Raw genomic sequence first — 15,356 nt, forward strand, 5'->3', positions numbered from 1 at the left:
GACATGACCCAGCTGAACGCCACTCTTGTAGCCAATAAGATCAAGGAAATCATTGCCGAGCGCCTGGACCTGGACATACCGGTTTCGGGAATCAACGAGGCCGCCGGCCTGGCATCGGAAGTCGGAGTCGATTCCATCGGCTTCATCGAACTCAAGTTCCAGTGCGAAGAGGAGTTCCAGATCCAGATCGCCGAAGAAGAATTCGTGCCCGAGCACTTCTTCAGTGTCCATACGCTGTCCAGCCTGGTCCTGGAAAAGTCCGGGGCGCTGCAAGCATGAACGGCCTGGTCAACTTCAGGCACAGGGAACACTACATTGCCCCTGGCCAATTGCTGAACGTCTCCACCACCGCCAGCGTGGGTACAGGAGCCGGGTTGCCGCAGTTGCACGAGGACTACCTGGCCTACTGGCAGGGGCAGTCGCTGCCGCTGGGCCAGGTGGTGCTGATCGCTCTGCCCAACGGCCCCGACCTGCTGGCCATGTTCGCCGCCGTGCTGAACAGCGGTTATGTCCCGGCGCTGATCGCCCCCAGCACCCCCGGCGAACGGATCGCGCAGATGATCATCGACTTCGCTGCCGGCGCCCTGGTGCGTTCCAGCACCCAGGCCTCCACCTGGGCCGGTTACGGAATCCGGCAGGCCGAAGACCTGGGGCGCTGGCAGGTCGGGCAAGTGACCAACGCTCCACTGCCGGTCACCCTGCCCGGCCAGGTCGTCATCGCCACCTCGGGCACCTCGCGGGCCTTCAGCAGCGGTTGCGTGCACTGGTTCAGCTCGCTGCAGGCCAACGCCCTGCGCCACGCCCGCAGCATCGGCCTGACCCGGGCCGACCGGATCCTGGTCAACCTGCCGATGTACTACTCCACCGCCCTGGTCGCCCAGACCATCGCGGCCCTGGAACTGGGAGCGCACCTGATCATCAGCGGACCGCCATTCCTGGTCCCCACCTACCTGGAAGACATCCGCGAACACCGCATCAGCGCCAGTTCGGTGACGCCAGTGCTGTTGCGCCAGATCAACGCCCAGCCACAGCCCTTCGCCCGCTGCCTGCGCCTGCTCACCGTGGGTGGCGACCTGGCGGCCCCCACGGAGGTGAGCCAGTGCCTGGAGGCCAACCCCGGCCTCGAGCTGTACCTGACCTATGGCATCAGCGAAGCCGGGCCCCGGGTCTCGACCTGCGCGGCGCACCGGGTTGGCCCCCAGCGCCTGGCTTCGGTGGGACTGCCCCTGGATGGCACCCACGTCATGCTCCTGCGCTCGAGCCAGGACAGCAACGAGGGCGAACTGCTGGTGAGTTCGGACACCCTGCTGACCAGGAAGATCGGCCAGGACAACCAGAGCCCCTTCATCGAACTGCACGGCAAGCGCTGGCTGAGGACCGGCGACATCTTCAGCCAGGACCCCGATGGCTACCTGTACTTCAAGGGCCGCAACTCGGACTTCATCGTCATTCGCGATGAAAAAGTGAACCTGGGAGCGATCAAGCAACTATGCAAGCGCGTGCCAGGGGTCCTCGCCTGCCGCACCGAAGTGATCAGCGAAGCCTCGATGCTCGCGGGCTTCCAGCTGGAACTGACAGTCGACCGGGAGGTGGTCCGGGAACACCAGGGCGACCACTTCAAGACCCGCCTGCTCAAGCAGCTCAAGCACTACGAACGACCCCTGGCGATCGCCCTGCTGCACCGCGACGCCTTGAGCATGACGAACCACAAGTAAGGAATCCTCATGAACAGCCACACCCAATCACTGGCCCGGCAGGTCGTCGCGCTGCACGGCCTGCGCTCGATCGAGGACATCATGGCCAAGGTGCCCTTGACCCTGTGCCATGTGCTGCAGGAATCGGATGTATTCCAGACCTACGCCCCCGAGATCGTCCGCCTGAAGTATCCGCAGGAGCAGTGGGCGCAGCACATCGAGCGCTATGAGCACTACCGGGACCAGGTGATCGCCGCGCTGAGCGTGGACGATTACCTGCAAGCCATGCTCGACCCCGGTACCCGCCTGCCTTGCTTCTGTTCGCAGATGGCGGACGTGGCCGGCACCCTGCTGCATGTGATGACCGGCGAGCGCGTCTATGCCGTGCGCAACATCTTCGTCAACTACCTGTACCTGCCCCAGCGCTGGCACTGCATCAATGCCGTGGTCAGGGACCAGCGCATCCGCTACTTCGATGTCTCGGCCTACGCCCAGGTCCTGGACAAGCCCAAGCGCAAGCTGGTCCATCCGGCTGAACTGGAGGGTTTCAATGCCGCCGACATCGCCCCGCGCTTCATCCACAGCGAGCGCTGGCTGCAAAAGGACCCCTTCGTGCGCCAGATCGAACTCAAGGGCAACCACATCCAGGACAACTTCTATCCCTCGCCGGTGAGCGGCAAGCCGCTGGACGAGTTTCAACGAACCTTCAATTGACCACGGTTGCCCGGCCCCCGTGCCGGCAACCCTTAACTCCTGCGCAATATGTATGAGGTGGCGATCATGGAAGTCAGATCAAATGTCGTCGTTGTTACAGGTCTTGGATGGAATACCGCATTGGGCGACGACGTGGAGGTCGTCACCGCCCGCCTGCTCGCCGGAGAGTCGGGGATACGGCCGCTACCCAGCGAACTGCGGCTCAAGAACGATAGTGCCGGGTACCTCGAGGATGTCGGCAACCCCGACCACAAGGCCCGCTTGATCGAGTTCACCAGCAAAGCAGTGGAAGCGGCGCTGCGCGATGCCCGGCTCGATGGCCAGACGCCCAATCCCCATGCACGGCTGATCATCGGCACGAGCCTGGGTTACCGCCTGGATAGTGAACAGTTCCACCAGGATCCGCTGTACCAGTGGGTCGACGACGTAGGGGCGCGGGTCGGCATGAACGCCCTGGCGCTGTCGACCGCTTGCTCGTCGGGCTCCGATGCCATCTTGCTGGGTGCGCACCTGATCCGCTCGGGGCAGGCCGACTTGTGCGTCTGCGGCGGCGCCGACGTGCTGGGGGATGCCAAGCGGCTGGCCCACACCGCCCTGGGGACGCTCTCGGCGACCCGCCTGAAGTCCTTCGACCAAAGCCACGACGGCACCCTGCTGGGCGAAGGCGCGGGATTTGTCGTGCTGCAGCGTGAGGGCCTGGAAAAACACAAGCCCCATGCCTACCTGCTCGGCTGCGGCGCTGCCAACGATGCCGCCGGCCTGACCGCGCCGGATGAAACCGGGGCCGGCATCCGCCTGGCGCTGGATCGCGCCCTGGCCCAGGCCGACCTGAGTCGCAACCAGGTCGGACTGATCAACGCCCACGGCTCGGGCACCTACACCAACGACCGGGTCGAAAGCGCCGCCTACAACGAGTACTTCGGCGACTACCACCCGCTGGTCTTCGCCACCAAGGGCGCCTTCGGCCACACCCTGGGGGCCACTGGCGCCATCGAGGCCATCGCCTTGATCAAGGCCCTGCAGACCCAGGCCGTCCCCCCGGTCCATGGCCTGCAGCAACCACTGCCGAACCTGGAGTTCGACCTGCCGCTGCAGCGGCCGTCCAGCACCCGCAGCCAGGTGGGCCTGAGCCTGACCATCGGCTTCGGCGGCTTCAACACGGCCCTGGTGTTCCAGCGCTTCGACCAATAAGGCTGCCCGAGAACCGAAGATGAAAACACTCGCGACCAGCAACACCCATTCACTGACTTACGCCGACCTCGACGAGAACTTGCGTCGTGGCCTCAAGAGCGCCGATCCCCTGGTCTTCAGCGTTCTGCAAAGCGTCGGCAACCTGCAACGCCAGCATGCCGGCGCCCTGGATGAACAGCGCGTGCATGTCGGCATGATCCAGTACGGCACGGCGTTCCCCAGCCAGTTGACCGGCAGGATCGTCGGCGATCTCCAGGCCCGCGGACGCGTATCCCCGGTGGACTTCATCAATGCCAACGCTGGCGCCCCGCTCTCCATCTGCTGTACCCGCTATGGCTTCCAGGGCCCGACCCTGGTGCTGACGATGCCCGATACCGACGCCCGGCCCATCGCCGAGAGCCTGGCGCAGCAGTGGCTGCAAGATGGCCAGGCCAAGTTCCTGTTCCTGTGCCGCGCCGACTTCGCCCCCGATCGCGGAATCGAGGTCCAGACCCGACTCCTGTGCTTGTGATCCTTCCCTTCGCCCTCCACCTTGAGAAACCGAAAAATGCACAACCAGACTTTTGATGTTGCAATCATCGGCAGCGGCATCGCCGGCACCATGCTGGGCGCGATCCTGGCCAGCCAGGGCGTCAAGACCGTGATCATCGATGCGGGCACCCACCCGCGCTTCGCCGTCGGCGAGTCGATGGTGCCGGAAAGCGCCGTGCTGCTGAAAATCCTCGCCAAGCGCTACGGCATTCCCGAACTGGCCTACCCCGGCGAGCTGAACTCGCTGATCAAGCACGTCGGCTCCTCCAGCGCGGGCATCAAGCTGGCCTTCAGCTTTGCCTGGAACGGCAAGAACTGCGAACACAACCCGCTGGACGTGGTATCCACCCCGGTCATCGCCCCCGAGGCCCACCTGTTCCGCCAGGACGTCGACGCCTACTACCTGGCGCTGGCGGCGCGCCTGGGCGCCACCATCCGCCAGCAAGTGCGCATCCAGGACATCGAAGAGACGCCCGACGGCATGCTGCTGAACCTGGGCAACGAGCAGATCCAGGTCAGCTACGTGGTGGACGCCGCCGGCTATCGCTCACCGATCGCCGACAAGTTCGGGCTGCGCCAGGGCGCACGGGAGATGCAGGCGCGCACCCGCTCGCTGTTCACCCACATGACCGGGGTCAAGCTCTACGAAGAGGCAGTGGCCGGCACCGAGGTCACGGGGTCGCCGACCGCCCTGGCGCAAAGTACCCTGCACCACATGTTCGAAGGCGGCTGGCTGTGGATCATTCCCTTCGACAATCACCCGCACTCGACCAACACCCTGTGCAGCATCGGCCTGCAAGTGGACATCGACAAACACGGGCCGGCCGGCGATCCGGAGCAAGAGTTCCAGCGTTTTCTCGCCGAGCACCCCACGGTGGCGCGGCATTTCGAAGGCGCCGCACGGGTACGCGAATGGACCGTGGCCCCGCGCCTGAACTACACCAGCCGCGAAAGCGTGGGCAATCGCTACTGCCTGCTGGGGCATGCGGTGGGCTTCGTCGATCCGCTGTTTTCCCGTGGCCTGGTCAACACCTTCGAGTCGATCGCCCGCGTGGCGCCGGCGCTCATCGATGCGGTCAGGAGCAACACCTGGGACAAGCAAGACTTCCTCGCCTACCAGGACTACAGCCTAGAAGTGGTCAGGATCAACGATCGCCTGGTGGCCAACTCCTTCACCGCCTTCGACAGCTTCGCACTGTGGAACGCCTGGTTCCGGGTCTGGATCAGCGGCAGCTACATCGGCGTGTTGCGCCTGCGCAAGATCTACGCCGACTACCTGGCCGACGGCGATGCCGCCAAGCTGCGCCAGGCCTTCGAGAACGCCACCTACGCCGGGCACCTGTCCATCGAGAGCCCTGCCTTCGAAGCGCTGTTCGAGCAAGCCTGCGCGGCGATGGAAAGCTATGCCGCCGGCAACCAGAGCGAAGCCCGCACCATCGAAGTGCTGCAACAGTTGTTCGAGGCTAACCGCGAGCATCTGCCGATCGACTTCGCCGACTTCTCCAATCGCTTCCTGTCCCGCGCCAGCCAGCCCTTCGCCGACTCGCTGCTGCTGTGGGCACACAACGCCCCTGGCGGTATCAAGCCGCTGTTCGACCGGGGCGCGACGCCGGTGAAATTCGACTTCCTGGACAGCTATCGCTACGGCAACCGCGAAGAGCTGAACCAGGCCGCCGACCAGGCGCTGGCCCAGTGGCGCCAACGCTGATCCATCCCTGGAGCCACCCGGCACATGCATCCAGCCTGTGCCGGGGCGGCTTGGCCCAACCACCGGAGAACACCCATGCAGAGTGAGTTCCCGTCCTTGGACGCCCGGCGCCAGTGCGCCGTGGCTCGTGGAATCAACCAACTCCACCCGGTCTACGTGAAAAGCGCGCGCAACGCCCAGCTCACCGATGCCAACGGCAAGCACTACATCGATTTCGCCGGCGGCATCGCCGCCCTCAACACCGGACACCTGCATCCACGGGTGGTCGAGGCAGTCCAGGCCCAGCTCGGGCTGTTCGCCCACACCTGTTTCGCGGTCACGCCCTATGAGGACTACATCAGCGTCTGCGAACGCATCAATCGCCACATGCCCGGTGCGTTCGACAAGCGCAGCCTGTTGCTGACCACCGGCGCGGAAGCCGTGGAAAGCGCCATCAAGGTGGCGCGGGCCGCCACCGGGCGCACCGGCGTCATCGCTTTCACCGGGGCCTTCCATGGCCGTACGTTCCTGACCATGGCCATGACCGCCAAGGTTGCGCCATACAGCACGGCCATGGGCTTGATGCCGGGTCACGTCTATCGCGCCTTGTTTCCCGATGGCGTCGAAGTCGACACCCAACAGGCGCTGGCCAGCCTGGAACGGATCTTCTACTGCGATGCGGCGCCCACCGATATCGCCGCGATCGTCATCGAGCCGGTACAGGGCGAAGGCGGTTTCCATGTGGCCCCGCCAGCCTTCATGGCGGCCTTGCGGGCTCTGTGCGACAAACACGGCATCCTGCTGATCGCCGACGAGGTGCAATGCGGCGCAGGGCGCACCGGGACTTTCTTCGCCATGGAACAGATGGGCGTCGATGCCGACCTGATCGTGTTCGGCAAGTCGGTGGCCGGCGGCCTGCCGCTGTCGGGCGTGGTCGGCCGCGCCGAGCTGATGGACAGCATCGGTCCGGGGGGCCTGGGTGGCACCTATGCCGGCAACCCCCTGGCCTGCGCCGCCGCCCTGGCGGTGCTGGAGGTGATCGAACAGGAGCGCTTGCTGGAGCAGGCGGTCACCCTGGGCAACACCTTGACCCGAGCGCTGGAGGAAATCACCAGCGGCCTGGGCGTCAGTTGCCGGATCCGCGGGCTCGGGGCCATGGTCGCCCTGGAACTGTTCGACGATGCCCGGCAGAGCATGCCCGCCACCGACCTGACCCGGCTGCTGGTCAGGCTGGCGCAGCAGCGGGGTCTGCTGTTGCTGGCTTGTGGTCCACGCAACAACGTCATTCGCTTCCTGATGCCATTGACCATCGACACCCAGGCCCTGGCCGACGGTTTGTCGATCCTGGGCCAGTGCCTGGAGGCCATCAAGAGCGTTTCATCATTCGTCTGAGAAGGAAGCCGCGATGAACAGCATTGCTACGGACAAGCGTGCCCTGCGCAACGCCTATGGACAGTTCGCCACGGGCATCTGCGTCGTCACCACCCTGGATCCCCAGGGCCAGCCCACCGGCCTCACGGTCAACAGCTTCAACTCCGTCTCCCTGGAGCCAGCGCTGGTGCTGTGGAGCCTGCGCAAGGAGTCCTGGAGCGCACAGGCCTTCGAGGCCGCCGATGGCTTCGCGATCAATGTGCTCGCAGAGGGCCAGAGGGAGGTCAGCGATCGCTTCGCCAAGCCGCTGCCCGACAAGTTCCACAGCGTCGGTTTTGCCCTGGGCAAGCACAACATGCCGCTGATCCATGGGGCCATCGCCCAGTTCGAATGCCTGAAGCATCGCCAGCTGGACGGCGGCGACCATTGGATCTTCCTCGGCGAGGTACTGCACTTCAGCCATGCCCAGGGCGACCCGCTGATCTTCCACGGCGGGCGCTACGCCACCGCTCAGCCTGCCGCCACACCCGCCTGAAGTTGCGCCGGGGGTGGCGCTACCGGCGCCGCCCCCTTGGCATAGGCCGCCCGCACCTCGGTGCGGGTGGCCATGCGTTGCAGGTAGCCGGCCAGGTTGGGCAGCGCCTGGATATCCACCTGCAACTGGCCGTGGATGCGCAGCCAGGGATAGATGGCCATGTCGGCGATCGAGTAGTCGTGGGCAATGAAATCGCGCCCGGCCAGGGTCTTTTCCACGGTCTGGAACAGATGCACGGTCTGCTCCCGGTAGCGCGCCCGCGCGTACTGGTTGCCTTCGGCCTCCTGGTGGATGAAGTGATATTGCTGCCCGGCCATCGGCCCGAGGCTGCTGACCTGCCAGGCCAGCCAGTGCAGCACCTCGTAGCGCGGGGCCCCGTTGGCCGGCAGGAAGCGGCCATGGGTTTCTGCCAGGTACTGCAGGATGGCGCCGGACTCCGGCAGGGTCAGCTGCTGCTGATGATCGACCAGCAATGGAATCTTGCGGTGGGGGGTCAAGCGGGCGAACTCCCCGTGGTGCTGTTCACCCAGCGCCAGGTCGATTCGATGGATCCGGTAAGGCACGCCGAGCGCCTCGAGCATGATCAGGATCTTGTGCCCGTTGGCCGTCGGCGCGAAATAGAGTGAGTACATGGCAATGGCTCGCAACAACCAGGCGCTGGCGGGAGGGGAGTCGGCGCGGTCGGGCCAGGCCCGGACCGCGCCCAGGGGTCAGGCGATCGGATAGCGCTTGAACAGCTCGGTCTGTTCCAGGCGCGCGGCATGGGACTTGAGCGCCGGGAAGTCATCGGCCTTGACCACGTCGGGCAGCATCAGCTGCATGAACGACCAGGCCACGGCACTGGTGACGGCGGCCTGGTCCGGCCGTTCGCCTGATACCGGATGGGCCGCCAGTTGCTTGTCCAGTTCGCCACAGGCCGCCAGCAATTGCCGGGTCACCCGTTCGACCCAGGGCTGGTGGAGTTTTTCCGCCGGGCGAAGATTGTGTTCATAGACGATCTGCACGGTTTTCTCGCAGGCCGCCAAGGCCAGCCCCAGGGTACGCAGGGCCTGGGCCAGCGCCTGGGGTTGCGCTGGCAGCAACTTGCTGGCGGGAGCGCTCAGGGTCTCGAAATAATCGATGATCAGTGTCGAATCCAGCAGTACGGAACCGTCGTCGAGCACCAGGGTCGGCGCCTTGACCACCGGGTTGATCCGGGAAAACGCCTCGAAGGTGCTGAACACCGACAGCGGTTCATGTTCGAACTTGATCCCCAGCAGGTCCAGGGAAATGGCCACCCGGCGAACATAGGGTGAATCCAGCATGCCAATGAGTTTCATCCATCACTCTCCTTAGTTGATATCGATTTCCAGCGCCGCCGTGCGACGCTTGAACAACTGGGCCAGGCGCCAGGAGCGAGGCTGCGGGGAACACTGCTCGGCTGGCGCCAGTTGCAGGACTCCTTCACCGTCGATCAGGGCCAGCCCGGCGGACAATTTCACCCGTTCACCGGGGCCGATCGAGAAGTCGACGCCGTCGGTGCTGATCCAGTGCTTGCCACTTATCGCCCGGGTGTAGATGTCGTGGGCAAAACGTACCGAGAGCAGTTGCGCCCTGGCCAATGAGACTTGCAGGCCCTGGTGCTCAGCGCCATCGGGGCTGCCCGTGATCGTTTGCCGCTCCCTGTGTGCTGAGTCCATGGCATCCATCCTCTTGCCGGTCGAAGACTTTACTAACCCTTACACTAGTGACAACCTCCACAGTTATATATCGATATTTTTTACCATAACGCGTAAGAATAAATTACATGTCGAGCATTCCCCCGATCACCTGCCTGCGCAGCTTCGAGGCGGTTGCCAGGCTCGGTAGCGTCACCGCCGCCGCCAAGGAACTGCATGTCACCCATTCGGCCATCAGCCAGCAGATCAAGGTGCTGGAGGAGATGATAGGCGTCACCTTGTTCGTGCGTGAGGGACGTGGCCTGCGGGTCAGCGAGGATGGCCGGCTGTATGCCCTGCAGATCCGCGAATCACTGAGTGGAATCGCCGAAGCCACGCGGCTGATCAAGACCCAGCCCAAATCCACGGAGCTGGTGGTGGCCGTCCTCCCCTCGTTCGGTTTCAGCTGGCTGTTGCCGCGCTTGCCGCGCTTCCAGCAATCGCAGCCGCACATCAGCATCCGCCTGCAAGCGAGCCTGGCGGTGTCGAACCTGACCCGGGAATCGGTCGATGTTGGCATCCGCATGGGCAAGGGTGACTGGGACGGGCTGGAGCAGCACCTGCTGTTTCATGACGAGACGCTGGTGGTCGCCGCTCCGCACTTCAACGGCGGCGTGCTGCCACAGACCCCAGAGGAAATCATCAGCAGCAACATCATCTTCAACATGGAGTCCTGGCAGCCCTGGTGCCAGGCCGCCGGGCTGGACCTCGACGTGCCGCGCATCGGCCTGTGCAGCAACGACTCCAACCTGGTGCTGCAAGCCGTGCGCCTGGGCCAGGGCATCGCCCTGGAACGCCGCAGCCTGGTGGACGATGCGATCAAGCGTGGAGAACTGGTGCAGTTGTCCCCGATCACCGCCCCCTACCCTTATCCCTACTGGCTGGTGCTGCCCAACCGGGAACGCTCGGAGGTCAAGCAACGGGTGTTTTCCAACTGGCTGGCCAACGAAGTCGACGAATACCTGAACCAGCTGGCACACGGCAAACAACCAACGGAGTGAGCGATGGACCTGCATCTGCATGGCAAGCGCGTGATCATCACTGGCGGCAGCAAGGGCATAGGGCTGGCCTGCGCCAGGGCTTTCGCCGCGGAGGGTGCCCAGGTGGCGATCGTTTCCCGCGATCCGGCCAACCTCGAGGCGGCCCGGGCCGAATTCGCCCAGCGTGGCTGGCCGCTGCTCGCGCATGCCCGGGACCTGGCATCCAGCGCTGGTTGCGAGCAGGCCATGGCGAGCCTTGAGGAACAGTTCGGTGCGCTGGATATCCTGGTCAACTGCGCGGGGGCGGCGAAAAAATACCCGCTCCAGACCCTGGAGCCTGCCAATTTCCACGAAGCCCTGCACGCCAAGTTCACGCCCTACCTGAACATGCAGCACCAGGCCCTGCGCTCCTTCGCCCGCCAACGCGCCGCCGGCGCGCAAGAGGACAAGGCCATCGTCAATATCATCGGCATCGGCGGTCGCCACGTGATGGCCAACCACCTGGCCGGCGGCCTGGCCAACGCCGCACTGTTGTTCCTCAATGCCGGCCTGGCCAACGCCCATGCGGCCAGCGGCATACGCATCAACGCCATCAACCCCGGCCTGACCCTGACCAGCCGCACCGAGCAGACCCTGGCCTTCGAGGCCGAGCATGGCCAGTCGAGCGTCCAGGCGGTGCTCAAGGCCAAGGAGGCCGCGCTGCCCATCGGCCGGCTGGCGCAGCCTGAGGAAATCGCCGATGTCGCGCTGTTCCTGGCCAGCCCCCGGGCCAGCTACGTGACCGGCGCGGTCATCGACATGGATGGCGGGCTGCACCCTTCCCTTTAGCCACCGCTGGTTTGCCAGAGGTACGCAAAGAACAGGTGCAGGTCCTTGTCACTACCGCTATAAAGTCCCCTTTCCCGTCCAAGGACCCAGGCTCCATGAAATTCGCCACCGCCTACTGCATCGGCCTCGACGACAAGCTGTCGATCTATGACGTGCGGGACCTGAATTTCGACGAAACCATGGACTTCGATTCAGCAAAGGAAAGCTTCCAGTGCCCCAACGACGAATGCCGCCTGGCGTTCGAATCCGGCAACCAGCTGGGCACCTTCAACGCCAAGAACCTCAACTACATCCGTACCCCGCACTTCAAGAACCTGCCCGGCACCCGCCATATAGCAGGTTGTCCCTACGGCGCCGGCAAGACGGCCGCCGATGGGGAAGGCGCGGCAAGCGCCCAGGACCGCGAGGAACACTTCCCCTCGGAACTGCTGCTGGTGCGGCGCGAGTACCTGCGCAAACCTGCCACCTCGGCCATCGCGGCGGCCCCTTCAGTGGCCGCCCCGCCAACCGCTTCCGGCAAGACCGCCCAGCCCCACGCCGAGCATGACAACGTTCCGGACAAGACCAGCGTCTTCGCCCATCCGGTGGAGTGCTTCGTGTCGAACATCGACGACAAGGACCTGCTCAAGCGCATGCCGTTGAAGATCGGCGAACACACCGCGTCCTATGCCGCGTTCTTCAAGAAGATCGAGTACCTGCAAGACAACAAGGGCTTGATCTACTGGGGCAAGATCAAGCAGATCAGGGACTACACCCAGAGCTTTCGCATCGATTTCGCCCAGAAGGTCTGGTTCAAGGAAGACGGCCAGACCAGCAAGAAGCCCTATTCGGTCAACGTCTACCTGAGCAAGAAGCTGGTGGACAACTACCGCAAGCGCAAGGCCTTCCTCGAGGAGATCAAGCTCGCCATCGACAGCCAGCGTGAGCTGTATTGCTTCTTCTATGGTGTGACGCCCACCTTCAAGCAGGTACCGAGCAAGAAAAACCCCGAAGCGAGCTTCGGGGTTTTCAGCGCCGATATCGAGAACCTGGACCACTTGGTGGTCCGCGAGGCTCCGGGTCTGGAGACCCAGTGACCGGCCGGGCAGCGGCCGTCAGCGCTTGGGCAGGTCCAGGGCCACGGCGCCGGGGTGCTTGCTGACCACCGAGTAGGGCAGCACGGCCCATTCCGGCCCATCGCAAGCCCGTTCCACCCGGGGGAAATAGGCACTGATGAACAGCCCCTTGGGGGTGAAGTACCAACTGTTGTCGCCCCATACGCTGGCATCGCTGTAGTTGCAGCCATCGCCCTCGGTGGCCGGCTCGCGCATTTCACGCGGGTGCAGGGCGGTGAACTGCTTGACCAGCCAAGGCCCCAGCTGCTGGGTGTTGTAGTCGTACAGGGCACTGTATTGGGATGGCTTGGGCGGCTGGCCTTTACCGAGCCACAACACATCCGTCAGGGCCAGCTCACGGCCACTGCCCACATCGATGTTCAAGGGCGAGTCGCCAAAATCCGGATGAGCGCCGCCACAGGTGTAGCTGGTGGCGATGCTGGCGCTGAGCACGGCCGAGTTGAAGAACCGTGGCTTGACGGTCTGCATGAACTCGCCACCCTGACCGGCCGCCAGCAAGCACTCGTGGTAAGCCGTCACCTCGCTCCACAGGCGCTCCATCAGCAACTGGTTGAGCCGCTCCTGGCGCTCCTGGGGATAGCCGGCAACCACCTTGAACATCGCCAGTTTCGACGATGGTTCGCTCCACCATTGCAGGGTGTAGCCCATGAATTCCTGCTGCTTGCCTTGCTTGAGCGTCAGGCCCTGCAGGCGCAGGTACGCGTACAAGTCTTCCCGGTACAACTGCGTGAGGTAGGGCAACGCGTCCGGCTTGGGCGCGTCGGCGCTGGCCGGTGCCAAACGGACTTCCAGGGTCTTGCCCTTGGTTCCCCGCCACTGGCCCTGCCAGCCGTCGGCGGAGCCCTGCAATTGGAAAGCGGCCTGGGGCGACGCGTCCTTGGCATAGTCTTCGCGACCTTCGCGCAGTTGCAATGACTGCCCGTCCAGCGTGCCCTCCAGGGCCAGGTCATGGTGGTACTTCTGGTAGAAATAACGCCCCGTGACCTTCTGTGGGTCGCCGGTGTCGATCTCCATCACGATCGGCATGTTGCCCAGGGTCCCGACCAGGATTTGGCGGGTAGACGAAGCCTGCGCGGCCGATCCCAGGATCGACAACAACAGGACAAGGAACAGTCGGCGCATCAGTCCGTTGAACATGGAGGCTCCCTTGTATTGGTCACCGGGCACCTTCCGCGAAAGGACCCGGCCGGGTTAGACGGTAGGCGATTATGAACCGCGTCCCCAATACAATCGAGCCATCGAGCGTGACGTGCCCGTCACTTCAGGCACATGCTCAGCAGCACCAGCACCAGCAGCCCGATGTACACACGTGCGTGCACGCGGTCCGGGATCCGGCCGATCCATGGCGTGGCCAGGCGAATGCCCAGCAGCGACCCCAGGGTCAGTACCGAAAACGCCAGCAGATCGACATAACCGACGAACCAGGGGCCCAGGTCGAAGCGGCTCAAGCCTGCCAGCAGCATGTAGGTGGCGGTGCCCGCCAGGGCCACCGGCACGCTCAAGGGATTGGCCATGGAAGTGGCCTGGGTCATGCTCAAGCCGCAACGACGCAACAGCGGAACCGTCATCACGCTGCCGCCAACCCCTAAAAAGGTGGCGATCACACCGATTCCCATGCCGCCAAACATGGTTTGCATACCCCCCAGGTTGCGCGCTTGCTGACCCTGGGCCGGATCGAGAAAGCCACGCCGCAACAGGCAATCGGCGATGGTGATAGCCAGGTAGGCGATGAAGGCATAGCGGATCACCTCGCCATCGACCCACATCGCCGCAGCCGCGCCGAACGTCGCCCCCAGGCCGATATACCCGCCCAGCGGCCACAGGTAATGCCGGACCAGATTGCCGGCGCGCTGGTGCCGACGGCTTGCAACCAGGGCATTGACGATCATCACGCAGGTGGAGGTAGCCACGGCAATATGCATCGCCGATTGCCCGGCCGCCGAGTCCGCGCCCTGGCTGGCCAGCAGCATCCAGTACAGCAGCGGCACCACCACGAAGCCCCCGCCGAAGCCGAACAGCACGGCGCTGATGCCCGTCATGCAACCAAAAAGTGCCAGCAATAGATAGAACATCGAACAGCATCCGTCAGCCAGGGAAAGTCCGGACGATAGAACGCCGGCGCTTGGCCGGCTTCAGTAAGTCAGCCAATAATGTTGGCGTTTACGCCAAGCACGGGACTCGTCGGCATGCGCAATATCCCCATCGACCAGCTGGACCAGACGCCACGCCCGGTAGTGGCCATCGGTACCGATTACGCCGACGGCCAGCGCCTGCCCCGCCACCGCCATCGACGAGCGCAGCTCCTGTACGGCGCCACCGGCGTCATGCAGGTGGCTACCGAACAGGGTAATTGGGTGGTTCCGCCCCAGCGTGCGGTGTGGATCCCGCCCCAGGTGGAACATGAAGTGCTGATGCTCGGGGTCAGTACTCGCAGCCTCTATATCGAGCCCGACGCTGCACCGCTGGACAGTCGTGGTTGCCAGGTCATCGGTGTGTCGCCGCTGTTGCGCCAGTTGCTGTTGGAGGCGGTGCAGATCCCCCTTGAATACGACCAGCAAGGGCGCGATGGCTTGCTGATCGAGTTGCTGCTGCGCGAACTGCAACGCTGCCCGCCATTGCCCCTGCATATCCCGTTACCCATGGCCGGACCGCTGCTGGAGTTGTGCCAGGCCTTCCTCATGCGCCCCGATATCCACCAGTCGCCCCAGTCCTGGGCCCAGCAGTTGCATGTCAGCCTGCGCACCTTCAATCGCGGGTTTCGCCAGCAAACGGGCATGAGCTTCATTCAATGGCGCCAGCAGGCCTGCGTGGTCCAGGCCCTGGCTCGCCTGGCAGCGGCGCAGAGCGTGACGCGAATCGCCCTGGACTTCGGCTACGACAGCCCCGGGGCATTCTCCACCATGTTTCGCCGGGTGCTGGGGCACTCCCCCACCACCTATCTGAATCACCTGGAATCCAAGCCGGGAAAGACCTTGTGACCAAAGGTCCGTGCAGCACCCGCAATCGGGTTTGA

The 15,356-nt window shown here is 64.3% G+C and carries 17 protein-coding genes; 12 read left to right on the forward strand and 5 right to left on the reverse strand.

Features of this window, described 5'->3' with window-relative positions; translation table 11 throughout:
* Window positions 1-3 precede the first annotated feature (3 nt).
* The 8 genes from C4K40_RS23375 (at window position 4) to C4K40_RS23410 (ending at window position 7,723) form a co-directional block, all read left to right on the forward strand.
* Entirely contained in the window at window positions 4-279 is a 276-nt protein-coding gene (locus C4K40_RS23375) for an acyl carrier protein (protein ID WP_022640338.1), read from the forward strand.
* Entirely contained in the window at window positions 276-1,715 is a 1,440-nt protein-coding gene (locus C4K40_RS23380; RefSeq protein WP_053137068.1) for a class I adenylate-forming enzyme family protein, read from the forward strand. Before C4K40_RS23375 ends, C4K40_RS23380 begins: the two co-directional genes overlap by 4 nt.
* A 9-nt stretch (window positions 1,716-1,724) precedes the next feature.
* Window positions 1,725-2,408 carry a hypothetical protein gene (locus C4K40_RS23385; protein WP_053137071.1) on the forward strand — a complete coding sequence of 228 codons (684 nt, stop codon included), beginning with the start codon at window positions 1,725-1,727 and terminating at the stop codon, window positions 2,406-2,408.
* Window positions 2,409-2,474: 66 nt separating this feature from the next.
* The gene (locus tag C4K40_RS23390; protein ID WP_053137074.1) at window positions 2,475-3,599 is read left to right on the forward strand and encodes a beta-ketoacyl-[acyl-carrier-protein] synthase family protein; all 1,125 of its coding nucleotides are present in this window, start codon (window positions 2,475-2,477) and stop codon (window positions 3,597-3,599) included.
* Between the two features lie 19 nt (window positions 3,600-3,618).
* On the forward strand, window positions 3,619-4,110 hold the full coding sequence (locus tag C4K40_RS23395) for a hypothetical protein (RefSeq protein ID WP_053137077.1): 492 nt from the start codon (window positions 3,619-3,621) through the stop codon (window positions 4,108-4,110).
* A 36-nt stretch (window positions 4,111-4,146) separates the two neighbouring features.
* Window positions 4,147-5,838 (forward strand): NAD(P)/FAD-dependent oxidoreductase, encoded by a 1,692-nt coding sequence (locus C4K40_RS23400; protein ID WP_053137079.1) that lies wholly within the window; start codon window positions 4,147-4,149, stop codon window positions 5,836-5,838.
* 75 nt (window positions 5,839-5,913) lie between these two features.
* Window positions 5,914-7,209: an aminotransferase class III-fold pyridoxal phosphate-dependent enzyme gene (locus C4K40_RS23405; protein WP_053137082.1), complete on the forward strand. Its 1,296-nt coding sequence runs from the start codon at window positions 5,914-5,916 to the stop codon at window positions 7,207-7,209.
* A gap of 13 nt (window positions 7,210-7,222) precedes the next feature.
* Entirely contained in the window at window positions 7,223-7,723 is a 501-nt protein-coding gene (locus tag C4K40_RS23410) for a flavin reductase family protein (RefSeq protein ID WP_053137084.1), read from the forward strand.
* On the opposite strand, the gene C4K40_RS23415 is transcribed toward C4K40_RS23410, so the two are convergent.
* The 3 genes from C4K40_RS23415 to C4K40_RS23425 form a co-directional block, all read right to left on the reverse strand.
* Window positions 7,699-8,355: a glutathione S-transferase family protein gene (locus C4K40_RS23415; protein ID WP_053137087.1), complete on the reverse strand. Its 657-nt coding sequence runs from the start codon at window positions 8,353-8,355 to the stop codon at window positions 7,699-7,701. The two genes, C4K40_RS23410 and C4K40_RS23415, sit on opposite strands and share 25 nt — an antisense overlap.
* A 78-nt stretch (window positions 8,356-8,433) precedes the next feature.
* Window positions 8,434-9,042, reverse strand: a complete 609-nt coding sequence (locus C4K40_RS23420) for a glutathione S-transferase (protein ID WP_053137090.1) — start codon at window positions 9,040-9,042, stop codon at window positions 8,434-8,436.
* Window positions 9,043-9,054: 12 nt separating this feature from the next.
* Window positions 9,055-9,402, reverse strand: coding sequence for a hypothetical protein (locus C4K40_RS23425; protein WP_124421357.1), 348 nt, complete (start codon window positions 9,400-9,402; stop codon window positions 9,055-9,057).
* A 107-nt stretch (window positions 9,403-9,509) separates the two neighbouring features.
* Here C4K40_RS23425 and C4K40_RS23430 point away from each other — a divergent pair, with 107 nt between their 5' ends.
* The 3 genes from C4K40_RS23430 (at window position 9,510) to C4K40_RS23440 (ending at window position 12,304) form a co-directional block, all read left to right on the forward strand.
* Entirely contained in the window at window positions 9,510-10,421 is a 912-nt protein-coding gene (locus tag C4K40_RS23430) for a LysR substrate-binding domain-containing protein (protein WP_022640351.1), read from the forward strand.
* Between the two features lie 3 nt (window positions 10,422-10,424).
* On the forward strand, window positions 10,425-11,228 hold the full coding sequence (locus C4K40_RS23435) for an SDR family NAD(P)-dependent oxidoreductase (protein ID WP_053137096.1): 804 nt from the start codon (window positions 10,425-10,427) through the stop codon (window positions 11,226-11,228).
* A 95-nt stretch (window positions 11,229-11,323) separates the two neighbouring features.
* On the forward strand, window positions 11,324-12,304 hold the full coding sequence (locus C4K40_RS23440) for a hypothetical protein (RefSeq protein ID WP_022640353.1): 981 nt from the start codon (window positions 11,324-11,326) through the stop codon (window positions 12,302-12,304).
* 18 nt (window positions 12,305-12,322) lie between these two features.
* Here the strand turns inward: C4K40_RS23440 and C4K40_RS23445 are convergent, their stop codons facing one another.
* Both C4K40_RS23445 and C4K40_RS23450 read right to left on the reverse strand, forming a co-directional pair.
* The gene (locus tag C4K40_RS23445; protein ID WP_053137100.1) at window positions 12,323-13,480 is read right to left on the reverse strand and encodes a hypothetical protein; all 1,158 of its coding nucleotides are present in this window, start codon (window positions 13,478-13,480) and stop codon (window positions 12,323-12,325) included.
* 119 nt (window positions 13,481-13,599) lie between these two features.
* A complete protein-coding gene (locus C4K40_RS23450; protein WP_053137103.1) occupies window positions 13,600-14,415 on the reverse strand; it encodes a sulfite exporter TauE/SafE family protein in 816 nt (271 codons plus the stop codon).
* Window positions 14,416-14,529: 114 nt separating this feature from the next.
* Between C4K40_RS23450 and C4K40_RS23455 the strand changes: the two genes are divergently transcribed.
* The gene (locus C4K40_RS23455; RefSeq protein ID WP_053137106.1) at window positions 14,530-15,321 is read left to right on the forward strand and encodes a helix-turn-helix transcriptional regulator; all 792 of its coding nucleotides are present in this window, start codon (window positions 14,530-14,532) and stop codon (window positions 15,319-15,321) included.
* The last annotated feature ends 35 nt before the right edge of the window (window positions 15,322-15,356 follow it).

It is taken from the genome of Pseudomonas sp. CMR5c (genome assembly GCF_003850545.1).
Taxonomy (GTDB): domain Bacteria; phylum Pseudomonadota; class Gammaproteobacteria; order Pseudomonadales; family Pseudomonadaceae; genus Aquipseudomonas; species Aquipseudomonas piscis.